General features: G+C 39.7%; 28 protein-coding genes. 24 read left to right on the top strand and 4 right to left on the bottom strand.

The features are described 5' to 3' along the window. Positions 1–350 precede the first annotated feature (350 nt). The 14 genes from BLS02_RS14895 to BLS02_RS14955 all read left to right on the top strand — a co-directional run bounded on the left by BLS02_RS14895 (position 351) and on the right by BLS02_RS14955 (position 11,472). On the top strand, positions 351–887 hold the full coding sequence (locus BLS02_RS14895; RefSeq protein ID WP_092493810.1) for a DUF1572 domain-containing protein: 537 nt from the start codon (positions 351–353) through the stop codon (positions 885–887). A gap of 97 nt (positions 888–984) precedes the next feature. Continuing rightward, positions 985–1,494, top strand: coding sequence for a YfiT family bacillithiol transferase (locus BLS02_RS14900; RefSeq protein ID WP_092493811.1), 510 nt, complete (start codon positions 985–987; stop codon positions 1,492–1,494). A 202-nt stretch (positions 1,495–1,696) separates the two neighbouring features. After that, entirely contained in the window at positions 1,697–2,887 is a 1,191-nt protein-coding gene (locus BLS02_RS14905; protein ID WP_092493812.1) for an NAD(P)/FAD-dependent oxidoreductase, read from the top strand. 55 nt (positions 2,888–2,942) lie between these two features. After that, positions 2,943–3,809: an RNA polymerase sigma factor SigJ gene (gene sigJ, locus BLS02_RS14910; RefSeq protein ID WP_092493813.1), complete on the top strand. Its 867-nt coding sequence runs from the start codon at positions 2,943–2,945 to the stop codon at positions 3,807–3,809. A 172-nt stretch (positions 3,810–3,981) separates the two neighbouring features. Next, positions 3,982–4,332, top strand: coding sequence for a DUF2200 domain-containing protein (locus BLS02_RS14915; protein WP_092493814.1), 351 nt, complete (start codon positions 3,982–3,984; stop codon positions 4,330–4,332). A gap of 179 nt (positions 4,333–4,511) precedes the next feature. After that, entirely contained in the window at positions 4,512–5,495 is a 984-nt protein-coding gene (locus BLS02_RS14920; protein WP_092493815.1) for a helix-turn-helix transcriptional regulator, read from the top strand. 44 nt (positions 5,496–5,539) lie between these two features. Next, complete coding sequence (locus tag BLS02_RS14925) at positions 5,540–5,833, top strand: DUF6157 family protein (protein ID WP_092493816.1); 294 nt, start codon at positions 5,540–5,542, stop codon at positions 5,831–5,833. 19 nt (positions 5,834–5,852) lie between these two features. Then, positions 5,853–5,939: a hypothetical protein gene (locus BLS02_RS19445; RefSeq protein ID WP_368073026.1), complete on the top strand. Its 87-nt coding sequence runs from the start codon at positions 5,853–5,855 to the stop codon at positions 5,937–5,939. Positions 5,940–6,133: 194 nt separating this feature from the next. Further along, positions 6,134–6,649, top strand: coding sequence for a DinB family protein (locus BLS02_RS14930; protein WP_092493817.1), 516 nt, complete (start codon positions 6,134–6,136; stop codon positions 6,647–6,649). Positions 6,650–6,864: 215 nt separating this feature from the next. Further along, complete coding sequence (locus BLS02_RS14935; RefSeq protein ID WP_092493818.1) at positions 6,865–7,491, top strand: DJ-1/PfpI family protein; 627 nt, start codon at positions 6,865–6,867, stop codon at positions 7,489–7,491. 87 nt (positions 7,492–7,578) lie between these two features. Continuing rightward, positions 7,579–7,842, top strand: a complete 264-nt coding sequence (locus tag BLS02_RS14940; RefSeq protein WP_302846751.1) for a GNAT family N-acetyltransferase — start codon at positions 7,579–7,581, stop codon at positions 7,840–7,842. Between the two features lie 168 nt (positions 7,843–8,010). Beyond that, on the top strand, positions 8,011–8,712 hold the full coding sequence (locus BLS02_RS14945) for a GntR family transcriptional regulator (protein WP_092493820.1): 702 nt from the start codon (positions 8,011–8,013) through the stop codon (positions 8,710–8,712). Positions 8,713–8,833: 121 nt separating this feature from the next. Then, a complete protein-coding gene (locus BLS02_RS14950) occupies positions 8,834–9,412 on the top strand; it encodes a sterol desaturase family protein (RefSeq protein WP_092493963.1) in 579 nt (192 codons plus the stop codon). Positions 9,413–9,798: 386 nt separating this feature from the next. Continuing rightward, positions 9,799–11,472 carry an ABC1 kinase family protein gene (locus BLS02_RS14955; RefSeq protein ID WP_092493964.1) on the top strand — a complete coding sequence of 558 codons (1,674 nt, stop codon included), beginning with the start codon at positions 9,799–9,801 and terminating at the stop codon, positions 11,470–11,472. Between the two features lie 336 nt (positions 11,473–11,808). Here BLS02_RS14955 and BLS02_RS14960 read toward each other — a convergent pair whose 3' ends face one another. Further along, a complete protein-coding gene (locus BLS02_RS14960; protein WP_092493821.1) occupies positions 11,809–12,297 on the bottom strand; it encodes a pyridoxamine 5'-phosphate oxidase family protein in 489 nt (162 codons plus the stop codon). 130 nt (positions 12,298–12,427) lie between these two features. Beyond that, positions 12,428–12,694 carry a DUF1292 domain-containing protein gene (locus BLS02_RS14965; protein ID WP_092493822.1) on the bottom strand — a complete coding sequence of 89 codons (267 nt, stop codon included), beginning with the start codon at positions 12,692–12,694 and terminating at the stop codon, positions 12,428–12,430. A 146-nt stretch (positions 12,695–12,840) separates the two neighbouring features. Between BLS02_RS14965 and BLS02_RS14970 the strand changes: the two genes are divergently transcribed. The 10 genes from BLS02_RS14970 (at position 12,841) to BLS02_RS15015 (ending at position 22,036) form a co-directional block, all read left to right on the top strand. Next, positions 12,841–13,359 carry an LURP-one-related family protein gene (locus BLS02_RS14970; RefSeq protein WP_092493823.1) on the top strand — a complete coding sequence of 173 codons (519 nt, stop codon included), beginning with the start codon at positions 12,841–12,843 and terminating at the stop codon, positions 13,357–13,359. A gap of 180 nt (positions 13,360–13,539) precedes the next feature. Continuing rightward, positions 13,540–13,818, top strand: coding sequence for a (2Fe-2S)-binding protein (locus BLS02_RS14975; RefSeq protein ID WP_175559504.1), 279 nt, complete (start codon positions 13,540–13,542; stop codon positions 13,816–13,818). Then, complete coding sequence (locus BLS02_RS14980) at positions 13,815–14,117, top strand: (2Fe-2S)-binding protein (protein WP_092493825.1); 303 nt, start codon at positions 13,815–13,817, stop codon at positions 14,115–14,117. The genes BLS02_RS14975 and BLS02_RS14980 overlap by 4 nt, the downstream gene beginning before the upstream one ends. Further along, entirely contained in the window at positions 14,114–15,337 is a 1,224-nt protein-coding gene (locus tag BLS02_RS14985; RefSeq protein WP_092493826.1) for an NAD(P)/FAD-dependent oxidoreductase, read from the top strand. The genes BLS02_RS14980 and BLS02_RS14985 overlap by 4 nt, the downstream gene beginning before the upstream one ends. Beyond that, positions 15,324–16,481, top strand: a complete 1,158-nt coding sequence (locus BLS02_RS14990) for an NAD(P)/FAD-dependent oxidoreductase (protein WP_092493827.1) — start codon at positions 15,324–15,326, stop codon at positions 16,479–16,481. Before BLS02_RS14985 ends, BLS02_RS14990 begins: the two co-directional genes overlap by 14 nt. 470 nt (positions 16,482–16,951) lie before the next feature. Continuing rightward, positions 16,952–18,304 carry a TRAP transporter large permease subunit gene (locus tag BLS02_RS14995; protein ID WP_092493828.1) on the top strand — a complete coding sequence of 451 codons (1,353 nt, stop codon included), beginning with the start codon at positions 16,952–16,954 and terminating at the stop codon, positions 18,302–18,304. A gap of 1 nt (position 18,305) precedes the next feature. Beyond that, on the top strand, positions 18,306–18,974 hold the full coding sequence (locus BLS02_RS15000) for an aspartate/glutamate racemase family protein (RefSeq protein ID WP_092493829.1): 669 nt from the start codon (positions 18,306–18,308) through the stop codon (positions 18,972–18,974). A gap of 227 nt (positions 18,975–19,201) precedes the next feature. Beyond that, on the top strand, positions 19,202–20,572 hold the full coding sequence (locus tag BLS02_RS15005; protein WP_092493830.1) for an MFS transporter: 1,371 nt from the start codon (positions 19,202–19,204) through the stop codon (positions 20,570–20,572). Positions 20,573–21,093: 521 nt separating this feature from the next. Further along, positions 21,094–21,417 (top strand): ArsR/SmtB family transcription factor, encoded by a 324-nt coding sequence (locus BLS02_RS15010; protein WP_092493831.1) that lies wholly within the window; start codon positions 21,094–21,096, stop codon positions 21,415–21,417. 100 nt (positions 21,418–21,517) lie between these two features. Further along, the gene (locus BLS02_RS15015; RefSeq protein ID WP_092493832.1) at positions 21,518–22,036 is read left to right on the top strand and encodes an SRPBCC family protein; all 519 of its coding nucleotides are present in this window, start codon (positions 21,518–21,520) and stop codon (positions 22,034–22,036) included. Between the two features lie 118 nt (positions 22,037–22,154). On the opposite strand, the gene BLS02_RS15020 is transcribed toward BLS02_RS15015, so the two are convergent. Both BLS02_RS15020 and BLS02_RS15025 read right to left on the bottom strand, forming a co-directional pair. Continuing rightward, positions 22,155–23,048 (bottom strand): fructose bisphosphate aldolase, encoded by an 894-nt coding sequence (locus BLS02_RS15020; RefSeq protein WP_092493833.1) that lies wholly within the window; start codon positions 23,046–23,048, stop codon positions 22,155–22,157. Between the two features lie 206 nt (positions 23,049–23,254). Continuing rightward, positions 23,255–23,797 (bottom strand): NADPH-dependent FMN reductase, encoded by a 543-nt coding sequence (locus BLS02_RS15025; protein ID WP_092493834.1) that lies wholly within the window; start codon positions 23,795–23,797, stop codon positions 23,255–23,257. Positions 23,798–23,945: the final 148 nt, after the last annotated feature.

A 23,945-nucleotide genomic window follows, 5' to 3' on the forward strand; every position in this document is an offset into this window, starting at 1 on the left:
GGCGCGTTTATCTCATAACGCGTCTATTTTGTATAGGGCGTTAATGTTGATTAAGTACGATGAAAATACAACATATCTATTTATTGCGTAGTGCAACCATACTGGTAACAGATAAATCTTAATAGTTTTTTAAGATTTTGATAAGCGTATTATAAAATCGCCATGTAATAATAATTGTTAGATAACGTAGGAGGGATTATCTTGGAAAATCAAGCAGTACAACGATACTATGTAATAGAAAAATGATATTCAAGAATTGTGCACGGTACTTAAATAAGTGCTGTTGCCTTTAAGTTGTATCATTTTAATTAAGCAACAGAAGGCCGGAATACTGACTGGGAGGGTCAATGATGAGTCTTGGAAATGAGTATTTAAAAGTTGTTCAAGAAAGGTTTAAAAGTATCAAAGACCTCGGGGATAAGACAATAAGTCAATTGTCAAACGACGAAATTCACTGGAATTTCAATGATGCTTCAAATAGTGTCGCTGTTATAGCTAAACATTTAAGTGGAAATATGGTGTCCAGATGGTCTGATTTTTTAACATCGGATGGAGAAAAGTCATACAGGAATCGTGATCAAGAATTTGAGAATGATATACCACCAAAACAGGAATTGATAGCAGTTTGGGAAAAGGGTTGGAACACTCTTTTTGAAACATTAAATGGATTAAAGGGTCAGGATTTATTGAAAAGTGTGGTCATTCGTGGTGAAAGTCATACGGTATTAGAGGCAATTGAAAGGCAAATGGCACACTATGCCTACCATATAGGGCAAATCGTTTATATTGGTAAACAAATAAAAGATGAGAATTGGGAAACTCTCAGTATCCCTAAAGGAAAATCAGAAGAATATTTACAACAAATGCTGAGAAGAAATCAGAAATAAAAAAGGGGTTAGCCCTTATTTTCACGAATAGGATTATGAAGTATTCTAGTAATAATCAATAAGTAAAAAAATAATGAATAGGGAAAGGAGATTAAACATGGATGTAAGATTTCCAATTGGGGAATTACAAGTTCCAAAAAAGGTAACATTAGGAAATATTCAAGAATGGCTAAAGGAGATCGAAACTTACACGATTCGATTAAGAGAAACTGTTGACACATTAAGTGATGAGGAATTAAGCAGAAAATATCGTGATGGTAGCTGGACAGTTCGTCAACTTGTTCATCACATTGCAGATTCTCAGTTGAACATGTATCAACGTTTGAAGCTGGCTTTAACAGATGAGAATCCAACAGTACTAGCTTTTGATCAAGAAAAGTGGGCTATTCAACCCGATACAGAGCTACCCGTAGAAAGTTCTATTAAAATGCTAGAGGGTATAAATGAGCGCATCGTATCTTTAGGGTATAGTTTAACGGAAGACCAAGTAGATCGAGCTTTTACTCACCCGAAAAACGGTGAAATACAAGTTGCAGCAAAAGTTGCAAAATTAGCTTGGCACGAAGAGCACCACTTAGCCCATATAAAAATCGCATTATCAAAATAGCAAAATATTTATGGAATTGGCTTATCGAAGTTCGATAAGCTATTTTTTTTAAATAAGGAATAATTACAGAAGTTTTATTCAACTAAATGGTGTGATAATAGTAAAGGATTTTTATTAAATTTCGCATTTGTTCGTTTCCGATGTCACAAATCAGAGTCTTACATTGTTATATGTATGAAACCTAAAAAGGAGCTGAGGAATAATGGACGACTTGACATGTATAATTATCGGAGGCGGTTATGCAGGGCTTAAAGCACTCAAACAAATACAGGAGACAACCCGGGGCATGGCAAACGGACGGCGGATTCGGTTTGTGCTGGTCGACAAGCAGCCGGGTCATCTGCGCAAATTGAGGTTATTTCGGCCAACTACGGTCGAGGAAGAAATTATGATTCCTTGGAATGATTTAGTTTTAGGAGAATTTGAATTTGTGCAAGGTACAGTTAGATCTGTGGATAGTGAAAAAAAGTGGGTTCAATATGTGGATGTGCAAGGAAATGATGCCCAAATTCATTATGACCTTTTAGTCGTGGCTGTTGGTAGCACCGTTCGGCGACCAGATACCGACCAAGGTGGGATCGTCTTGACTGATCAACAATCCGCGGCAGCCATCCGGGAGCGCTGGCATGTCAATTTACGAAAGGCTGCTGAAGAGACGAATCCTGAAGAACAAAAGCGTCTAATGACAATCGCGGTTGCTGGAGCGGGTATCAGTGGCATCGAGACGTCTGCAGAGCTGGCACTCTCTATGCAGAAGGAAGCAGCTGCGCTAGGGCTGAATTCGTCCAATATCTCCGTATATTTACTGAATTCACATGAACGACTGCTCTCAGAAGTGTCGGAGAAATTTAGGAGGAAGTTGGATCAGGAGCTCAACAAATGTGGAGTGACCGTACTTCACAATCGTAAGGCGATGCGGGAGGAAACAGGAGAGGTGACGCTAAATAATGGAGATTCACTGAAAGTTGGCCTATTGATATGGATGATTGGTCTGATACCGAATCCAGCCCTGAGCGGTATGGGCTTACCGCTTACACCTGATGGTCAGGTACTGGTAGATGAATGTTATCGTGTCCAAGGGGCGCCGGAGGTATACAGCATTGGCGACTGTGCGAGAATCGTCGATCCGAAAACCGATAAGGCGGAACAGAAGACGTGCTTTGAAGCTGGATTACAAGGGATTCGACTGGGGAAGATTGTGAGTGCCGATTTGGAGGGTCAACTTGCACCGGTTCACAAAGCATCGAAATCCAATATGGATGTCTATAATATTGGTCTGGGTCAAAAAGGGGTGTTTTGGATACGTAAATGGGGAATTGATATGGTGATGACAGGAAAGACTCCAGGGAAGATCAAGAAGCTGGTAGAGGATAAAGCCAGTTACCTTCGATAGAAACAAGAGACCAGGATGCAATATTTATAACATTCAAGAAAGGAGGGACAGTGAGATGGAAGAACTATACGACCAATATAAAGCGCTGCTGTTTACGCTGGCATATCAGTTGACAGGGTCTGTTGCAGACGCGGAGGATGCGGTACAGGACGTATTTTTTAAAGCGTACAATGCACATGTCGAACGTTTAGAGGAGCCAAAAGCGTATTTGTGTAAAATGGTGACCAATCGCTGTCTCAATCTGCAGAAGTCAGCACGAAAGAGGAGGGAAGCATATGTCGGTCCGTGGCTCCCCGAACCAATTCGGACGCAAGAATCGGATACACTTGAGATGATGGTTGTCCGCCGCGATTTGCTGTCTTACGCCACGCTCGTAATGTTGGAGAGGCTGACACCTACAGAACGGGTAGTTTTCGTCTTGCGTGAAGCGCTGGGATTCGATTATCCCGAAATAGCCGAACTGCTCGGCAAGAGAGAGGCGAATTGCCGCAAGCTGATGAGCCGGGCGAGAAACAAGATGGGAATATCAGAGGAAGAGACAGTTGCGACCGAAGCGATAGAATTGGAATGGGTTAACCGGTTCCTCACTTCCCTTGAACAAGGTGACGTGGATCATATACTGTCTCTGCTGACTGAAGACGTCATGCTCGTCACTGACGGAGGAGGAAAAGTAAAAGCATTCAGGCATCCAGTACAAAAGCGTGATCTCGTAGCTCGATTCCTGGCTGCTGCGCTTGAAGGGATGGCTCCCTTTTATCAGGAAAGTCTTCACTATGAAATTACTTCTTTGAATGGTGAGACCAGTATAGTACTCCGTTCTGGTGATGAAACTGTAGCCGCTATATGTGTACAACTCCGGCACGGAAAGTTTGCAAGTATTATCTATGTCGTACGGAACCCGGATAAGCTTACTCGGGTTTAGGTAGCCGATTACAATCTCGAAACACTTGTTGGAAAGATACTAACTTCTACAAGAATTAATGTGTTTACACAAAATTATTAAAAAGATAGCTACCATGAGATATCAAAATAACTTTTAAATGATATAATTGAAAAACAAGTAATCAAAAATACATGAACAGGAGGGGGGTATCATGGCCAAACATAAGATCTTTACAATGAGTGTCGCAAGTGTCTATCCCCATTATGTTACGAAGGCAGAGAAAAAAGGACGTACAAAAACAGAAGTTGATGAAATCATCCGTTGGTTGACAGGGTATAGCCAGGAAGAGTTACAAGCGCAACTGGAAAAACAGGCAGACTTTGAGACCTTCTTTGCGGAAGCTCCCCAACTGAATTCTTCACGGGCTTTGATCAAAGGTGTGATCTGCGGTGTCCGAGTGGAAGACATCGAAGAACCAACTATGCAGGAAATTCGCTATTTGGATAAGCTGATCGATGAGTTAGCAAAGGGAAAAGCGATGGAGAAGATTTTGCGGAGATAATAATTATAAACGAAGAAACACTGATTCTATGGGGCAGATTGTTGAGTAAACACCCATGACTGAGTAAACGACAAACTTAAGGTCTGAAAAATAAATTTTTTCACAGTAAATAAATAAAGCTCCAATTAATTGTGTAAGTTGGAACTAGGAGATTATCAGCTTTAAAGGAGGAAATTTGCTTGGCAAAATGGGACAATATGCTAGCTATCGTTTGGCTGTTAAGATCAAGAAACAGTATGACGGCGGAACAACTTTCTGAGAGATTGGAAATTAGTGTTCGGACGGTTTATCGCTATATTGACGCACTTTGTGCAAGCGGGGTGCCCATTGTAGCAGACCCAGGACATGACGGGGGCTATCATTTGCCGAAAAGTTTTCGGGAAGCACCGCTGTTTTTTAATCTTAATGAATTGAAAAGTCTTTTTCACGCCGCCTCATTTGCACGGGGAGCAGGGTATCCGTATGAAAAGGATTTAAGCCATGCCCTTGAAAAAATCCAACAGAATTTGAACTACAAACAGAAGGCCTATTTGGACCGCCATATGAGTGGTTTGGATGTCATGTTTTCACAACATGATGAATTGATGCACCGTTGGCTTAAGCAACTTGAACAAACCGTGGCAGAGGGGCAAACCATTGATATGTTCTATGATAAACGGAAGGGAGAAGGACCAGTTGAACGTCGGATTGATCCATATGGGTTGGTGTACCGACAAAATTATTGGTATGTGGTCGCCTTCTGTCATTTGAGACAAGAGCTGCGTACGTTTCGTATAGATCGAATCAGCTACCTGTCATATTCTGGTTTATTTTTTGAGCGACCGTCCGATTTTTCGGCGAGCAAGTATTTACAAAATCAGTGGAGCTTTGAATGGGAAGCAAAAGAGCCAGCTACTATGATCCATGTTCGGGGGATACCTGAGGTTATGGATTATCTGTGCCAAAATATGCACCATTGCCTGATGGAACGAGGAGATGAAGAGGCACATTTCAAAATCAATGTTGAACGGATGGAAAATAAATTGCCTGCGTTCCTTCTTTCGTTTGGAACAGGTATTCAAGTATTGGAACCACAGGCGTTAAGGAATAAGATGGCAGAAAAGGCACGACAACTTGCAAACTATTATGAAACAAATGAGTACCTTGACGGAGTTGAGAGGTAAGTAGGATTCCGAGTCACTTTTTAAAGTAAATGGAGGTGGATACCATGAATTATTACAGTACATTTATATTAATTTCTGATGATAGTCCTGTTCAGGCAAGTAAAATACCTGTATCTAATCGAGAAAAGAGGACAATCTCTGAAATTGAATATGCGCTGCTTCATGAGAACCCGGGCTACTATACGCAAGATGAGTTACAATTTGAGGTACATATGATACACAAAGGAATTCCAGAAGAAAACCGTCACGGGGAAAAGGTACTTTTTTTAGAGAAAAGTCGTGCTTGTATGCGAGCTTCTTCTCTACCGAAACGTTTTGGCTGGGGGAATTTACTTTGATACATACGGCAACGCTGAAATGATTCCAGTTGAAACGGAGAAATATCAAGAGCTTAAACAACAGGATCAAATTAAGAAGGTGAAGGCGATGAAGTCTAAAAAATAAATGAAGTGCCATCGTTAATTATTGAATAGCCACTTCAAATGGAATGGCTTTTTGCGAACGGGATAGTAAAAGACAATACGGCAATTAGTAACTTTTTGTAAAATGATAACATCCCCTGACAGCATTTGTCAGGGGTATTGTTTTATGATTGTCACATTCCCAGTGAAAAGTGAATAAACAAGGAGGATTTTCAAATGAAACATCAAGCATTACAGCTGTATGATTATCACGTTTGGGCAAACAACAAATTTTTCGGACATTTAAAAGAGCTACCTGAAGAAATATATTCACAGGAAATTGAAAGTGTTTTTCCTTCAATTGCAGAAACGCTCTCCCACATTTACATCACTGATACCGTTTGGCTCGGTGTTATACAAGAAGACAATTTTGATCAAGTTCAGGCTTCCGGCGTTAAAGCAGCTGAAGCAACGAAAGGTAAAAATCTTGAGGACCTGGAAGTCATGTTTACAGAACTTTCTGAACGCTACAAAGATTTTCTTAACAGCGAAAATGATCTCGACAGACCTATGGAACTTGAACATCCACATTATGGTCGTTTGGAAACACAACTTTCTAATTTGGTCCAGCATGTTGTCAATCACGGGACGTATCATCGTGGTAATCTGACAGCCATGATTCGCCAATTGGGGCATCCAAGCGTCCCAACCGATAATATCCTTTATCTGTATGAAAAAAATGCTAAGGACTAGTTAATCCGCTGGAAAAGCGGTTCTTTAGTGGAGTTAAGGTGTCGATCTTCATTAGTCTGACGCCTTTCTCTAATAAGGAACAGTGCTAGTATCGCATATTCATAAGGGATACTAACAATATTTTTTTTATTATGATGGTGCACTGAAAATAAAACATTCCGCATTATCTCTAGAGAGATCTATCCTTTTGAATAAATTATGGAGGTGCTGCTGACATGATTACCGTTTATAATTACGTACTGGATACGTTATCCGACTGGGAACTTGGATATGTGACGGCTGAGCTTAATTCGGGTCAATACTTTAAAAAGCAAAGTGACTCTGTTTCTGTAAAAACTGTTTGCTCTACAGAAGAATGTATAATAACAAAAGGAGGTATGACAGTTAAACCTGATATAACCGTTGATGAAATCATTATTGATTCATCAGCACTTTTATTGTTGCCGGGGGCAGATACTTGGGATGATTCTATACATATACCAATTATTGAAAAGGCAACAGAATTATTAGAATGTGGGGCAACGGTCGCTGCAATTTGTGGGGCAACAACTGCACTTGCCGGGGTCGAATTGTTGGATAAATGGGTACACACTAGCAATAGCCTTGAGTATCTCAAGATGGTTTGTCCAAGCTATAAAGGAGAGCCATATTATAGGGATGTAAAAGCAATTAAGGATGGAAATTTGATTACTGCCAGTTCAGCAGGAGGGTTGCTTTTTGCTAAACTAATAATAGAAGATTTAGAGGTCTTTTCTAAGGATACCCTTGAGGCATGGTATAACTACTTTGATAAAGGGGATGCAACATATTTCTACGATTTAATGCAGACTTTGGAAGATTAGAAATTTTTGATATTCTATATAAACTATTTCTATTATAGGATCGAGAATTGAATAACAAGCAGAAAAGGGAGCTTCCAATGCATAAGCATCGGGGATAAAAATTATCGGGGTAAAGGTTTTGGACAGGAATCGTTTCGTCTACTATTGGATTTTGCATTTAATGAGTTGAATTTGCACAAAGTGTATTTAAGAGTATTTTCCTTCAATGAAGGGGAAATTAGATTATATCTAAAACTTGGATTTTATGAAGAAGGAGAATTAATAGAACAATTTTATCGGGAAGGCTCTTGGCATAATGTTATTTTCATGGATCTTTTTAAAAGAGATTATAAAAAAGCTTGGCGAAGCTAAGTTTTCTTATAAAAAAATTTGTATCCATTTTGATTAATCACTTTCAAAATGGATTTTTTTATTTCAAATTTATTTATCTGAATTTTTATTGAATTCATAAAATTATTGGTGTATTATAATTGGTAATACCAAAGTAATTAATGGAAATACCAAAGGGGTTGAAACACAATCAGATCTTCAAAGGAAATTGAAAAAAACCTTATCATTAAAATTCTTCAAGGGGAATATCCAGTTAATAGTTCGATGCAGCCAGAAAGAGAACTTGCAGCTGTTTTTCATGTAGGCAGACCAACAATCAGAGAAGTACTGCAGAAGTTGAGTCGCTCTGGCTGGCTGACATTAAGGAAGGGGATGCCAGCGACAATAAACGATTTTTGGAAACAAGGGAATGTGCATACTATCGTTGATATTATCCAGTCCCTTGATGAGATTCCAGATGAATTTGTACTTTACTTTTTGGAGTTTCGTATTGGTATTACTGCACAATATGTTAAAGAAGCTGTCAGGAAACACCACCCAAAAGTAGTTGGTTTGCTTTCTCAAATGGATGGCTTGCAAGACAAGGCGAAAGATTATGCGGAATATGACTGGAAATTGCAGAAGGGGCTAGCTGATCTGGCGGAAAATCCAATTTTTCTATTAACATTAAACAGTTTCGATGGTGCTTATACAAAGATGGCTATGCGCTATTTTTCCTATTCATTTTGCCGCGAAGCTTCGTCCAATTACTATAAAAAGCTTATGGCAGCAGCACTTAAAGGGGATTATAAGCAAGCAGAAGATATTTCCCGGTCGATGATGGGAAAAAGTTATGCTTTATGGAAAAGTCATCTTTCGTTAGGTGTGCAGGGTGAAAAGGAAAATTATTAACAGTTAGGAAAATATAGATCGTTTCTTACTGCATAAGTGCAACTAAGGTTTTCTAAAAAGGAGAGTGGGTTTCTTGAAAAAGTATTTAAAAGAGTTTTTTACATTTCCTGATGTAACCATTATGCTTGTGTTGTTTATCCCGGTTGTCATTTATACATCAATTGATTTATTGTATTATGGAACTTGGATTGCAATTGTGGTTGGTATGATTGGATATGCACTGAGTGAGTATATGATTCACCGGTATTTATTTCATATCAAAACACCTAAGAATCCTTTCTTATTAAAAATGATTAAGAGATTACATTATGATCACCATGTTGACCCCAGTGATTTGCGTTTGCTGTTTCTGCCACTTTGGTTCAGTATCCCTAACTTTGTCATTAGCTCATCCGTTTTCTATCTGATTACGCAAAATTTGCAGCTTACAATAGCTTTTCTGGCGGGAGTTATGGGATATTTTCTTTATTATGAATGGAAGCATTATGTTGCTCATAAGCCAATTAAGCCACGTACACAATTAGGAAGAACCATTAAAAAAACACACCTTTGGCACCATTTCAAAAATGAGAATTATTGGTATGGTGTCACACATACAACAGTTGATAAAACACTTGGCACATATAAGGATCACAAGTATGTCGAAAAAAGTGAAACAGTAAGAAATTTGGAAAAACGCAGCAGAAAGAACGTTAACTAATCAGTTTTTGCTATTGGGTTCTACACTCTGAACTGCATATTTGTTTGCTGAACCGCTGCATTCAGAAGTACCTCATGTGGTTGCGCGATTACTATCCTTTTACCTTTTTGAAACAAGCACAATACATGAGAATTTTAGCTACTGATATTATCCTCCTATACGTTTTTGTTCCGGGTCCCCTTGCCAGAATTTCACTTCATCTAATTTATTCAACAGCACCAGTTAATCACATGAACATTCTGATTCAAATCTGACATGATTCAGTCGTAATTTTCATAGGATAACTGATATAAATGGCAGAATTGTTGTGCGTGGTCTCGTTTAGCTGTATCGTAAAAGAGGAATATGTAGTAATGCAAAATTAGATGAAACAGGAGCTGATTAATTTGCTCGGGCAACGAATCAGACATACAAAGCGCTATCGCGAAATTATTAATGTACTTATGAAAAATGGATTCAGCCATTTCCTGTTCCGGGTTGGCCTGGCAGATCGAGGACTGGCGGCAGGACAGGGCGCTGAAGAGATTGATCGAAACATGAAAAATGTTGGGAAGCGGCTGCGTCATGCATTGCAGGATCTGGGGCCTTCGTTTATTAAGCTCGGTCAGATTGCCAGTACCCGCCATGATGCACTGCCACCGGAAATAATAGAAGAATTGGAAAAGCTTCAGGATCATGCACTGGTAATTCCGTTCGAACATGTGCGTTCTACAATAGAATCAGAGCTTGAAGATGAGCTCGACAATCTGTTTGCACACGTCGATTCCGACCCGCTTGCAACAGCCTCAATTGGACAAGTACACACAGCCAGGCTTCTTAGTGGTGAGGATGTCGTGATTAAGGTGCAGCGGCCGGGACTGAAGTCCAAGATTGAAACGGATTTGGAAATTTTACAGGGATTTGGGCGTATACTGGAGGAACGTACTGTCTGGGCAAAACGATATCGTCTCTGTGACATCATTGATGAACTCTCCACCTCATTGAAAAATGAGCTGGATTACTTAATGGAAGGCCTTGGTGCTGGGCGGATCTCCAAGCAGTTTGAGGACGATGCGTTTATAAAAGTCCCGGACGTTTATTGGGATTTTTCGACCAAACGTGTATTGACGATGGAAAAAATCGAAGGCATCAAAATTTCCAAGATTGAAGAACTGGATGCCAATGGCTATGACCGGGTAAAAATTGCCCGGCGGCTTGCAGATACAATGCTCCGGCAGCTTTTCGAGAATGGCTTTTTTCATGCTGATCCACACGCTGGCAATATTTATGTGCTGCCAAAGAATTCGATTGTATTTTTTGATTTCGGGGAAACCGGAATGATTAACAAAAAGACGCGACAGTACTTTGCATCGCTCCTTGTGAACCTTCACCAAGGCAATACAAAATCGATGATCAAAACTTTTTCCAAAATGGACATTATCAGTGAGGAGACAGACACAGAGGCATTGCGGCATGACCTGGAAGACCTGCATGTACGCTATGAAAATATCAAAATGAAAGAGCTAAGCCTAGGCAGGGTTATCTTGGAAATATTGAATGTGTCGTATCACAACTACATAAAAATACCAACAGAGCTGGCGCTGATCAGCAAGGTGATCCTGACGCTTGAGGGAGTTTTACAACGGCTCGATCCGGAATTCAGCCTAATGCGGGCAGCGGAACCTTTTGCACAAAAACTGATGTGGCAGCGTTACCGTCCAAAGGAAATTATCCGAAATTCATTGGAAGAGATCAATGAAGACATCGGTATTATTTCCGAATTGCCAAGTGATTTGAAGGAAGTAATGGACGTTGTAAAGAAGGGCAAAATCGGGCTGGATATTAACGTGAAACGCGGCGACCAAATCATGCGCAGGGTGGACAAGATCAGTAACAGGCTGTCGTTCAGCGTTCTGATGCTTGCCTTCAGTATTTTAATGGGCAGCCTAATCATCGGCCTAGCAATTGTCGGACAGGACACCATCATCTGGAACCTGCCAATCATCGAAATCGGTGCAGTCATCGCCGCCCTCATGTTTGTGCTGATGGTGATAACAATTATCCGGTCAGGACGGATGTGAAGAGGTTCTAAGATTGAATGGAGTAAAAAATGGGTAACACATATTAACAAATGTCCTTTTGGTGAGGAGGTCAACAATGAAGCAGACACTTATCATATTTCTGATTCTTGCTGTATTGATGGTCACCTTTTTTGTAACGATAGAAATTGTGTAGATAGTTAAAAAGCGGGACAAGGGACCTGTCCCTAAATGTCCCACTTTGGACCAAATAATTCAGTATTATTTAAAGATGAACTTTATTACCTGATGAAAGAGTAATTGTTTTTCAATACCATTGGAACACATTTGAAATATGCAAAATGGATTGTCCTATCACCAGACAATCCACTTTTGTTGTTAATTATTAAACTCTAATGTTTCATTAATGTCTGTTGATTTAGAACTTTGCTTGGTCATTCGTTTATAGTAAAAGGCAATTTTCTTTATGTAATTTCCTCCTTCCCAATATTCGGCTGCTTCCACATTTACCCTTATCAAGATAACATTAGGATCATCATAAGAAGTTTTCATTATTTTCTCATATATTTTGCTCCACAATTCCTTTTTCTTGCCTAAATCTTCAACGATTTCCGCTCTTCCACGGACGGAAACATAGGATTTACCTACATATGCTACATTAACATCTTGATTATGTAATATTTCATCATATTTATTCGTCTCTTTTTTAGTGAAAAACCATAAGTCACCATCAAACTCTACTTCTTGTGTTCTCATGGGACGAGAAACCAGCCCTTCTTCAGTAGCTGTAGTCAACATGGCCGTGTCTACATCTTTAATTATCTCTCTAAATGTTTCAATATCATCTTGTTTCCAGTTGTTAGCCATTTCTATCACTCCTTCAAGGGTATAGTGCCCTCTATACCAAATTTTATCCAGGTATAAAAGAGTAAATGCTTGTTACATCATTATTAAATTAAAAAAGGGAGGACCATTAAAAGTCGCTCCCTTTAAAACTTTATTCCTCATCTAAAATTGCATCAAATGCCTCTGACACTCTATCAAATTCATCGTCGGATTCAATTGCTGATAGATCATGATTATCGTCTATTTTGAGGAAGAAGAGATCAATATCATCATTACTTTCTGCCTGTAAATCCTGTACAAAGCTGACAGCTACATAGTCAGTTCCTTCTAATGTAACCTTTGCCAATACTTCAACTGAATGTTCTTCTTCTGATTCATCACTTATTGTGAAAACTTCGCCAACTTCGATTTCACCCATTTTAATTAATCCTCCTCTTACTTACCTAAAGTTATGGTAACATTCTTTCCTGTAAGTATGAAATTAATGCAAGTTATTTTAAAATGAAACATAGTGAATACCTAATTCGTAGCTAAAGTAACAGCAAAAAAACTAGGAGGATTTTGATGGGGGAGTCAATTTATTTTAAAGATAATTTTTTTTCAAAGGGAACAACGGAAATTTATAATGGTGAACAGGAGGTAGTCGGGTCACTTGACTTAAAAAGTGCTTTCTCATCAAGCGTCGCTATTCTGGATGTGGATGGGAATATTGTAGTGACGGGTTCTTCCCCTTTTTTCTCGAGAGGGTGGATTGTGAAGAATCAAAGTGAGCAGGAGCTTGGGAAATTAAAGCAACGCTTAGCATTATTTTCCAAGAAGTTTGTCTATCATTCCTACCATCATGGCGAGTATGAAATTAAATCAGAGGCGTTTTCCAAGGAATATGACATTCTTGATCAGGATGGAAATCTGGTTGCTGTATTTAAGAAAGTCAGTGGTTTCTTTCAATCACCAGCATATGAGTTGAGCAGTAATTCATCTCTGTTAGCGAAGGAAGAATTAATAGCAGTTGTGATGGGAGTTAATATGATTATTAAAGGGAATAATTCTGCAGGAGCAAGTGGTGGAGCAGGAGGTTCTTAGTAAAGGATTCAACAAAAAGAATAAAGAACATCGGTTAATGCAGAGTACCTTAGGAGGTGCTCTGCTTTTTTATTCCAAGAACCCTGGGTAAGTAAAGCCTGCATGAAAGAAACTTCTTATTCATAAAATTAAATGAGTTCTTTTCCTGTCCATGTTCAGTCGAACGATAAGGAGGTAAATATGTCTAAAGATATACTAATATGCAGATGTGAAGAAGTTATGTTAAGTGAACTGAAAGAAGGAATAAATAAAGGATTAACAACAGCGAAGGCATTAAAACTGAAAACACGAGCTGGTATGGGGATATGTCAGGGAAAAACGTGTCGTCCACTCATCGAACAGATTGTTGCTCACTATACTGACAAGGAAATAACAAATGGTTCGGGCTTAACCTTTAGTTATCCTGTACGACCCTTAAGTCTGGTTGAACTAGCCGGTGAGAGAAAGGGTGTTGAATGATGCGAATTACGGACCATCCGATTCTCGAAGATTTGGAAAAAAGACCAGTAACGATTACATTCAATGGGATGGATTACCAAGCATATGAAGGTGAGTCGATTGCGGCTGCGTTACTTGCTAATCATATTCGTGTGCTGCGGTATTCAGAAAAAAACAGAGAGCCACGCGGTATATACTGTGGAATCGGTCACTGTTATGAATGCCGTGTAACGGTTGACGGAAAACGAAGTGTGCGAGCATGTATTACAAATGTACGGGATCAGATGTGTATCGAATCGCAGGACGGAGATGACTCATGAAGTACGATCTGATTGTTATTGGTGCAGGTCCTGCAGGAATGAGCGCGGCAATCAAAGCTGCGTCATACGGTGCAAAGGTAGCGATAATTGATGAAAATCCATCTGCAGGGGGCAAATTACTAGGTCAGCTGCATAAAGAACCAAAAAGTGGTTGGTGGCATGGCAGGAAAATTGCCCGGGAAATGGAAACAAATTTGCGTCAGACAGAGGTTACATGTTTTCAGGGTAAAGAGGTGTGGGCAATCTACCCACGTTGGAAGGTGTTAATGAACAACGGGGAAGAACTTCAATCGGAATATGTTTTAATTGCATCAGGAGCCACTGAAAAAGCAATCCCAGTTCCGGGATGGACGTTGCCGGGAGCAATGGCAGTAGGGGCTGCACAGACTCTTACAAACTACCATCGTGTAAAACCTGGCAATAAAGTGGCGGTTATCGGCGTGGATCCACTTTCCTTATCAGTCGCGCATCAATTAAAACTAGCCGGGGTTCATGTGGTGGGAATATTTCTTCCGCCCAACAATGAATTTTCAAAAGACCAGTCAACACCAAGCCAGATGATCAGTTACTTGTCCAGTATGGCTCACGCTGCACCTAACATATTCCTCAAGTTTGCCGGAAATATGGCAAAGTATCCATTCGTTCAACAAGTCGGAGCTAAATTTTATCCGTGGTTTGGAATGAGGGTTTGGGGAACTCCTCTTTATTTAAGAAAAACAGTATTGGAAATTGGCGGTGCTGAACAGGTGAAGCATATCAAGGTAGCCCCAGTAAGTCAGGAAGGTATTCCTAATGAGGGTCGTGCCAAGACAGTTGATGTGGATTGTGTGTGTATTTCAGGAGGGCTGTATCCACTCATGGAATTGGCAGGTGCAGCTGGGTGTGAATCCGTGTATATCGAGGAACTAGGTGGTCATATTCCGTTGCATAGTCCGGAGATGGAAACAACACAGCCTGGAATTTTTGTAGCCGGTAATATTACTGGAATCGAAAGTGCAAAGGTTGCTATGGAACAGGGGAACCTTGCAGGAACAGTAGTTGCCGCAAAACTTGGACTGGTCAGCTACAAATTAATAGAAGAAGCACAGAAAAACGTGTCACAGGCAAGGGAAAATGCAGTAATCACATTTCAGCAGAACATAGCAAAAGGCAGGGAAAAATCACAACAATCTTGGAAGGAATACGATTCTAAAGGGGTGAAGCTATATGCAGACAGCTGATGCTGTCGTAATAGGCGGAGGCGTGATTGGGACATCAATAGCTTACCGGTTGGCAGAACACCGAAAAGTTGTTTTGATTGAAAAAGGTGAAATAGGGGCACAAACCTCTGGAGCCTGTGATAAGGCAATTTTCCTGCAATCAAAAAAACCCGGTTTTCCTATTAAACTAGCAAATGCTAGCAGAAGGATTTACGAGAACTTAGAAGATGAACTGGAAGCTTCGATTGAATTCAAGAAAAATGGTGGGATGATCGTCATCGAAAAGGAATCGCATTTCCCCTTCATGAAGGATTTTATAAAAAAGCAAAACAAGGCTGGAATTGATGTGAAGCTGTTGGACAGGAAAGAGTCCCTTGCATGGCAGCCGAGTTTATCATCGCATATTGCCGGCTCTGCTTACAGCAAGGAGGATGCTGAGGTGAATCCACTTCTATTAAGCCAAGGATTCGCAGAGGCATCAAAGCGAAAGGAAGTGGAAATACAAACACATACAGAAGTGATTGATATTGCCGTAAATCAAGGAAAAGTAATTGGTGTACAAACAAATAAGGGCTATATTGCAACCGAGCTTGTGGTGAATGCAGCAGGTCCTTTTGCTCCTAAAATAGCGGAAATGGCCGGAATTGGACTAACAATTATGCCACGGCGTGGTGTAATTCTGATATCAGAAAAAGTAAAACCGTTAATTCATGGAAATATATTATGCTCGCAGTATATTGCTGCCAAGCACCTGGATGACAGTGATACGAATGATCCGCCATATGGAATCGGACTTTCTCTTGGGCAGACGGAAAGCGGAAATCTGCTAATCGGCGGAAGCAGGGAATTTAAGGGATTTGATAAAGCGGTTGAGCCTGAAGTGCTTTCTTCTATAGCTGCACATGCAAGTCGTATTGCACCGGCGTTAAAACAGATTCGGATTATTCGTACGATGGTGGGGTTCAGGCCTTTTACAGGTGATGGACTTCCGATTATTGATGAATCACGAGATGTAAAAGGGTTTATCATAGCCGCTGGTCATGAAGGGGATGGCATTGCACTTGCACCGATCACCGGTGTACTGGTTGCTAGTTTAGCAGACAACAACTCAAACTATAAGGATTTGCTCGAGCCATTACGAATGGACCGGATGCAAGCTGTTTAGTTTTATAAATTAAGGTTGTTATTTTAAAAAGATTGTTGCTTTTTTCTTAACAAGTAGTTGTAAAACAGACAAAGGGTAGTTTAGTGTAGCTCTCTGACCACGCAACTGGAGTATAATCACTTTCACCACTCCGGGTATAAGTGCGATATCTAAACGCTTTCCCACAGAAGTCTCGCACATTCTAGCTGCTGGTTTAAATGGTCTGAAATCTTGCTCTTATCCATCATAATTTATATTTCTATATATCAAGTTAAAGTGATTATATTCCAACGCAGGAAATACACAGATACTCCTGTGGGAGGAAAGGCATCGGGGAGACCCCGCAAGTGCGCAGCACGAGGAGGATCGCCAGCCACCCACGAAAAGCGTAGTGTATTTCAGGAGTGGTGTTATAGCACTCAAGTATTCTATCCGAATTATATCAATAGCAACAATCCTTAGAAACAGCCGAAACAAGGGGTTGGGTATGTATGATTGAAATTATTGTACCACTGGCGTTGCTGTTTATCATTGCATTGGTGAAACAAATACCAAAGATTGGAGGAGATATACGAGTTGCACTGCTTGTAGCTGCTGTTTCATCCGCAATAATTTCAGGATTAAACCTTGGCGAAACGGCGCTTGCATTCGTGGATGGAATTGATCGCCTGTCTTGGGTTATCATGCTGTCGTTATTTGGCAGTCTCTATGCAGAATCGCAAGCCAAATTAGGTGCTATTGATACAACATTGAACAGTCTCCGCGCAGCATTCGGGAATTCTCCTAAGGGTTTAATAGTCGCCATATTTATTACACTTATTCTAGCCGGTTCGCTTCTTGGGGACGCCATAGCGGCAGCAACAGTCATTGGGTTTCTCGTTATCAATTCATTAACAGAATTAAAATTGAAGCCGGAACAAATTGGTATGATTATTTTGCTCGGTGCATCCATCGGATCCATTATGCCGCCAATTACACAAGGTGTATTTCTTTCTGCTTCATTGGTAGGGGTTGATCCAACTCCTGTAATAAAGATTGCTTACGTAACCGTGACAATCGGTGCGATATTGGCCATCTTGGAATCATTTCGATTTGTCCGCGGAAAAAAGATGCCAAAGGAATTAATTCCGGAACAGAAGGTTTTCCAAATTTTAAAAGAACGATGGAAGACTCTGATACCACTGCTCGTTTTAATCGCTATTGTGCTGGCCAATACGTTATTTGACTATAATATTTTTACCGAAATTTCTATATTTGCTTTTATTCTGGAGTCTTTAAAAGAAATAAGAATTGTGCAGGGCATTACCTTTCAGGTTGTGAGTGCAATAATTATTGCTTTTCTGGTCAGCTTTTTATTCCCTGCTGTCAGAAAAGATACCAAAGGGGTATTTAAAAATGGCTTAGGAAAAGTAAATCAGACTGTCCAAATACAGATTTGTGCAGGGGTCATGGTTGGTGTTTTTTACGCGTCTGGGTTAATAGATAAAGTTGCACTTATGACGGAGGGACTGGGTTCATCAATGGTGAAATTGGGCGGGGCACTGTCGATGGTAGTAGTAGGTATGCTAACCGGATCACAAACAACTTCTCAATCTGTTATTGTTACATTTCTTGGTCCCATCCTTGAAAAAATGGAGGTAGCCCCTGAACTGATTGCTTTAGGGGCATCCCATATAGCAGCAGCGGGCCAGAATATGCCGCCGGTTGGTCTAACAGCGTTTGTCATCTGTGGTTTGATAGGTGGGATTTTAAATACAAAAGTAGATCCGTTGAAAGTAATGATGCTGGCATTACCGAACTCACTATATTTCTTACTTATCGGATTGATTGTGTGGTTCATCTAAAATGAAGGCAGCAAAATTGGGGATTCTGATGCTGGATACCGACTTTTACCGACCAAAGGGAGATATAGGGAATCCAGATACCTTTCCTTTTCCTGTTGAATATAGAATAGTAGAAAAAGCAACTATCGACCGTGTAGTTAAAAAGGGAGATAATGCATTGATCGAACCTTTTATTAAATCAGCAAGGTATTTAGAGGAAAAAGGCGTTAAAGCAATAACCACAAGCTGTGGCTTCCTTTCCATCTTTCAACAGGAAATCCAAAATCAGTTAAAAGTTCCTTTCTTTGCATCAAGCTTAATCCAAATTCCGATGCTTCATACGGTTACAGGTGGGAGAATAGGAATTCTTACTGCGAGAAAAGCGAGTTTGGGCAAACAGCATTTGGAAGGTGCGAGAGCTGGTGACATTCCAATCGCGATTGAGGGTATGGATGACAGGCCAGCATTTACTGCAGCAATTGTAGATGAAACACATGCACTGGACATGGAAAAAGTATCCCTGGAAATGGAAGAGGCAGTTCGTATGCTCATCAGCAATTATCCGGATATAACTGCTATTGTACTTGAGTGTACCAATATGCCGCCGTATAAACGTACCATACGTGAAATGACAGATCTACCAGTTTTTGATATTACTTCTTTGATAAACTATGTGGTTAAAGAACTGTGAATCACGTGCCTGTCACCTTGGACAGTTCAGAATAGTCTGAGGTGACAGGCATTTATTCCTTCGATATAACAACTCTTCATCATTACAATTAAAATAATTCCCTCTTTATAATATTTTTGTTAAACTCATTCAACATGATGTTTTTTATTTTCGCTTTTCTGGATTACTTCCAGTTGGGCTATTTATGATATCGAGAAAGCTATTAATAGGGAAGGGGGAATTGAGAAATGAGTGCGATAGCTGAAGAATATACGTTATCCAAATCAGAGAAAAAGAAAATAATCTTCCTGATGTGTTCCGTTTTATTATTTTCAGTTATGAATGGAACCATGTTCATGATTGCTGTACCTGATATTGCAAAATCCTTTTCTCTATTACCCTCACAGGTAAGCTGGGTTGTAACTGGCTATATCATTTTGTATGCAATTGGTGCGTTGATGTATGGAAAATTAGCTGATATTTATCCGTTGAAAACGCTATTAACGATTGGGTTGAGCTTATTTGCGGCAGGTTCGGTTTTTGGCTTTTTTGCACCAACATTTCTAATGGTTGTCATTGCGCGTTTGATTCAAGCAATGGGGGCGTCTTCCATTCTTGCATTGGCTTTTATTGTGCCGTCACGGTATTTCTGGGATGAAAGAGGTAGAGTACTAGGAATTGTTTCAAGTACAATGGCATTTGCCTCCGGAGTAGGACCAGTGATTGGTGGTTTTGTTGCGGGTGCGTTGAACTGGCAATTTTTATTTTTAATTTCTGCACTTGTAATGATTACCATACCTTTCTTCCAAATCTGGATTCCTGAAGAGGAAAAAAAAGAAGGGAAAGTTGATATTCTAGGGGCTGTATTTATTGCCGTAGCTGTTGCTGATCTTATTCTTTTTATTACGATGTTTGATTGGTGGTACTTCGTCATTAGCATTGTATTCTTTGGTTTGTTTGCGTGGAGAATATCCAAGAGTGACATTCCGTTTATTCGTCCGGATTTATTTAAAAACGCTCCATATCGAACAACAATTATTGCTGGTTTTTTTGCGATTATGACAATGATGGGTTTAATGTTCATCATGCCTCTCTTACTAAGTGAGGTAAACGAATTGAATACGCTGCTAATCGGTCTTACATTATTTCCAGGTGCCATGGTTGCTGCGTTTATGGGGAGATGGGCAGGGCTTTTAACTGATAGACGAGGTAGTAATCAAGTAGTCTTTATTGCTTTTGCGCTGATGATTACTGGATTCTTGCTAATATCCACTTTCACAGGAGGACCTGCTTGGCTTATCAGTACCGTGCTAATCATAACCTTTATCGCCTTTCCGTTTATCCAGACTTCCACAGCCAATCTGATTTCGACTGTTCTCCCACGGAATGAGATTGGAGTCGGAATGGGGATTTATAATTTGGTTAATTTTATGTCTGGTGCCTTCGGTGGGGCGATTATTGGAAAAATACTAGACTATGATAATGATATAAAATTAAACCCCTTTTCAATTGCACAGGGGAACGAGATTGTTTACAGTAATATTTTTGTCGGATTTGTCGTGCTGACGATCTTGAATGGATGCTTCTTTTATATGTCGTTTAGAAGGAAGCAGTATTAAAGCTAACGGGGCAGTTTTGGGAAAGAAAAACACTTTATAGTTTCCTAAATTGCAAGACAAAAAGCTCAGAATAAATTCTGAGCTTTTTTGACGTTGTAGCATACTGTCCTTCCTCAACTAAAGTCACCCACTACCAATCCTGTATTTATTTACTAGATAGGCTGGTGCCCACTGATTTGGCGGATCCTCATTCCGTTATTTCCTTAAAAACGCCTATTTTGATCGTGTTATGTAATCCTGGTTCCGTTATTTACCTTTTTCAGCCAAATTTTTCATTGTTATTGGGTAAATAACGGAACCAGGAACCGTTTCAACCTTCTAGGAAAGCTTTTTTACCCTTTTAGCGGAATCACGATCCACTTCATAACTTTGTGATTCACATTCTGCTCCTTTGAACCCTTCATCCCTGCATCATTTAATTTAGAATTAAAACAACGCTCTTAGCCTTTAAAGGTGACAGGCACTTATTTTTTTATTAATATTCCTTGACAGGAATATTCTTATTAGTATATATTCAATATATGGAAAAAATCATGAGTGCTCTTGCTGAATCTAATCGTTTAAACATCATAGAATTATTGCGCGATGGTCCTCTTACAGTAGGAGAAGTCGCCGAACAACTTCAGCTTCGTCAGCCTCAAGTTTCCAAACACCTCCGTGTACTTAGTGATGCTGGGCTCGTTGAGGTAGAACCGATTGCTAATCGAAGGATCTATAAGCTAAGGCCTCAGCCACTCATGAAGTTAGACGCTTGGCTGGAATCTTACCGCCAGGTCTGGGAGGAGAAATTCGACCGATTGGACGATTATTTGGTGAAACTGCAGGAAAAGGAAGATGAAGAGTAAGGAATAATATCGCAGTTGGTTTACTGTTATATTATTTCAATTCAAATGGAAGGAGATTTGTTTAGTTTTGTTCAATAAAATAATTTTAGGAGGAAACTAAATGTCAGAAAACAAATTATCGTATAGAACGGAAGGCCGGACACTTGTAATGGAGCGAGTGTTTGAAGCACCAAGGGACTTAGTATTTAAAGCATTTTCGGAGTCTGATCACTTGGAAAACTGGTGGGGACCAGAAGGATGGGAAACCGAAAGTCGCAAATTTGAGTTTAAGCCTGGTGGTGTGTGGCATTATTGCATGCGGTGCACAGACAAAAAACAGGGAGACTTTTTTGGCCAGGAATCGTGGAATAAATCGGTTTATGAAGAAATCAGTGCACCAGAGAAAATCGTCTACACCGATGTATTCTCGGATGAGGAAGGTAATAACACAGTTGGTATGCCAGAGACTCGTGTAACGATGAATTTTATTGATCAGGGTGAAAAGACCAAACTCATTGCGCGGTCCCAATTTGAGTCAGTTGAAGCCCTTCAAAAAGTTGTAGATATGGGTGTGATTGAAGGAATCGACTCACAATACAGATGTCTTGATGACTATCTGAAACAAATTCAGTATGCGTAACTAACAAACAGTTGCAGTACTAATCTCTGGAGATCAAGACTCCGGAGAAACTAAAAAATGCCTGGCACCCTGGACAATTCAGCATCGTCTAAGGTACCAGGCACTTATTTTAACTGCATTACTTTTGATTAATTGAGGCATCATAGATGGAGTCTACCGCTTCTTTTAAGGCAGCATTAAACTCTTCATCTGTTTGGTTAACATTTAAATCATCACTTAATGCTCTGGAGAAACTGGCGATTAAGCCATCATTTTTCGCAAGCTTTTCGTTAGCTTCCACCCGAGGATACCCGCCAGATAGAGCAACAACTCGAACAACGCGTGGGTGTTGGATTAACTCTTGATAAGTGTTTGCTTTTGTTGGAATCGATAATTTCAGCATCACGTTATCTGTTTCAGATAAATCATTAAGATGGTTCAGCAATTCGTCTTTTAATATTTCTTCAGATTTCTCTTTGTCGCTACTGTTAATATCCACTTCTGGTTCGATAATCGGAACTAAGCCAGCTTCTATAATTTGTTTTCCAACTTCAAATTGCTGGTCCACGACAGCTTTAATGCCTTCTGGGTTAGCTTCTTTGATAACGGAACGCATCTTTGTACCAAAAATATTGCGTTCATTTGCACGTTCAAGTAATTTATCTAAACCTGGGTTAGGCTTCATCAGCTGCACACCATTTGATTGTTCTGCTAGTCCTTTGTCCACTTTTAAAAATGGTACAATTTCTTTCTTCTCAGCTAAATAATCCGCTGTATACATGCCTTCAATCTTACTATCCATGGTTTGTTCGAACAAAATGGCACCAAGGATATATGTAGAATCAAAAGCAGGTGATGTGATAATCCGTGTGCGCATTTCATGTACCAAATTAAACATTTCTTCCTCGTTTGAATAAGCATCTTCTAAAACACCATAATTCGCTAATGCTTTTGGCGTACTGCCACCACTTTGGTCAAGTGCTGCAATAAATCCTTTTCCATTTTTTATTTTCTCAAATTGACTATTGTTCATTTTATCCACTCCTTTAGATTACTAATAACCAGCCTTTTCTTTAGAAAACATAGCTTATCACCATGCTTGAATGGCGAAAACTTTAGTTACTGTTGCAATTAAGAAAGTATTTATATTTCCTTAACTGTGTGCAAAGACAATTATACATTAGTATGTTGAAGAACGAAAATTTTACAATTAGTAGGGCGGAATCATATTAGAAATCACTATCTATTATTAATTCCCCGTTGCAGATAAATCATTTCATCGGCAAGTTTTTGAATTCTATCTGTAACATTACGATCAATAATCTCATCACTTTCCAAGTTAAAGGCATCATTTTGGATGAAGACATTACCCGTTGGAATTAAACCTTTAAAATAAGAAAGGACTGGCTTTAATTGATATTCTGGTACTAGAAAATGCTTGTTGGACCACCCTGTTGCTACAATACCTGTTACTTTATATTTGAAGGCATTTTCAGGAAAGTGGTCTAATAGATTTTTTAATGCCCCAGAAATGGAGGCCTGATAAATTGGCGTTCCAAATACCAGGAAATCGGCAGACGATATTTTACTAACTACATCCCAAGTATCTTTGTTACAATCTGCTAACGGGGCACCAACAGCAAATTCAACTTCATATTCCCTTAAGTCAATTAACTCTGTCTGAATGGTTGAGTCAAGAAGTTGAGCGGCGACCAAAACATCGTTTACAGCTAGAGACGTCTTGTCACCAGCCAGTGCTCCCGATATCCCGACAAGTTTCATCATTATTACCTCACAATATCTTTAGAATTTACATTAAATAAGGTGTCGTGATGATACCTTATTCAACAGTTTAATTTCATTCATTGTTTATGTACTAAATACTGTTTTATCTAACTGTATATTTAATAGTGAAGTTATCTTATCCTGA

The organism is Virgibacillus salinus (genome assembly GCF_900102415.1).
Lineage (GTDB): Bacteria > Bacillota > Bacilli > Bacillales > Amphibacillaceae > Lentibacillus > Lentibacillus subterraneus.

What these genes read in the sequence shown, in the direction of transcription:
- BLS02_RS14895 (WP_092493810.1), top strand. Translation starts at nt 351, where the DNA reads ATGAGTCTTGGAAATGAGTATTTAAAAGTTGTTCAAGAAAGGTTTAAA.
- BLS02_RS14900 (WP_092493811.1), top strand. Translation starts at nt 985, where the DNA reads ATGGATGTAAGATTTCCAATTGGGGAATTACAAGTTCCAAAAAAGGTA.
- BLS02_RS14905 (WP_092493812.1), top strand. Translation starts at nt 1,697, where the DNA reads ATGGACGACTTGACATGTATAATTATCGGAGGCGGTTATGCAGGGCTT.
- sigJ (WP_092493813.1), top strand. Translation starts at nt 2,943, where the DNA reads ATGGAAGAACTATACGACCAATATAAAGCGCTGCTGTTTACGCTGGCA.
- BLS02_RS14915 (WP_092493814.1), top strand. Translation starts at nt 3,982, where the DNA reads ATGGCCAAACATAAGATCTTTACAATGAGTGTCGCAAGTGTCTATCCC.
- BLS02_RS14925 (WP_092493816.1), top strand. Translation starts at nt 5,540, where the DNA reads ATGAATTATTACAGTACATTTATATTAATTTCTGATGATAGTCCTGTT.
- BLS02_RS19445 (WP_368073026.1), top strand. Translation starts at nt 5,853, where the DNA reads ATGATTCCAGTTGAAACGGAGAAATATCAAGAGCTTAAACAACAGGAT.
- BLS02_RS14930 (WP_092493817.1), top strand. Translation starts at nt 6,134, where the DNA reads ATGAAACATCAAGCATTACAGCTGTATGATTATCACGTTTGGGCAAAC.
- BLS02_RS14935 (WP_092493818.1), top strand. Translation starts at nt 6,865, where the DNA reads ATGATTACCGTTTATAATTACGTACTGGATACGTTATCCGACTGGGAA.
- BLS02_RS14950 (WP_092493963.1), top strand. Translation starts at nt 8,834, where the DNA reads ATGCTTGTGTTGTTTATCCCGGTTGTCATTTATACATCAATTGATTTA.
- BLS02_RS14960 (WP_092493821.1), bottom strand. Translation starts at nt 12,297, where the DNA reads ATGGCTAACAACTGGAAACAAGATGATATTGAAACATTTAGAGAGATA.
- BLS02_RS14965 (WP_092493822.1), bottom strand. Translation starts at nt 12,694, where the DNA reads ATGGGTGAAATCGAAGTTGGCGAAGTTTTCACAATAAGTGATGAATCA.
- BLS02_RS14970 (WP_092493823.1), top strand. Translation starts at nt 12,841, where the DNA reads ATGGGGGAGTCAATTTATTTTAAAGATAATTTTTTTTCAAAGGGAACA.
- BLS02_RS14975 (WP_175559504.1), top strand. Translation starts at nt 13,540, where the DNA reads ATGTCTAAAGATATACTAATATGCAGATGTGAAGAAGTTATGTTAAGT.
- BLS02_RS14980 (WP_092493825.1), top strand. Translation starts at nt 13,815, where the DNA reads ATGATGCGAATTACGGACCATCCGATTCTCGAAGATTTGGAAAAAAGA.
- BLS02_RS14985 (WP_092493826.1), top strand. Translation starts at nt 14,114, where the DNA reads ATGAAGTACGATCTGATTGTTATTGGTGCAGGTCCTGCAGGAATGAGC.
- BLS02_RS14990 (WP_092493827.1), top strand. Translation starts at nt 15,324, where the DNA reads ATGCAGACAGCTGATGCTGTCGTAATAGGCGGAGGCGTGATTGGGACA.
- BLS02_RS14995 (WP_092493828.1), top strand. Translation starts at nt 16,952, where the DNA reads ATGATTGAAATTATTGTACCACTGGCGTTGCTGTTTATCATTGCATTG.
- BLS02_RS15000 (WP_092493829.1), top strand. Translation starts at nt 18,306, where the DNA reads ATGAAGGCAGCAAAATTGGGGATTCTGATGCTGGATACCGACTTTTAC.
- BLS02_RS15005 (WP_092493830.1), top strand. Translation starts at nt 19,202, where the DNA reads ATGAGTGCGATAGCTGAAGAATATACGTTATCCAAATCAGAGAAAAAG.
- BLS02_RS15010 (WP_092493831.1), top strand. Translation starts at nt 21,094, where the DNA reads ATGGAAAAAATCATGAGTGCTCTTGCTGAATCTAATCGTTTAAACATC.
- BLS02_RS15015 (WP_092493832.1), top strand. Translation starts at nt 21,518, where the DNA reads ATGTCAGAAAACAAATTATCGTATAGAACGGAAGGCCGGACACTTGTA.
- BLS02_RS15020 (WP_092493833.1), bottom strand. Translation starts at nt 23,048, where the DNA reads ATGAACAATAGTCAATTTGAGAAAATAAAAAATGGAAAAGGATTTATT.
- BLS02_RS15025 (WP_092493834.1), bottom strand. Translation starts at nt 23,797, where the DNA reads ATGAAACTTGTCGGGATATCGGGAGCACTGGCTGGTGACAAGACGTCT.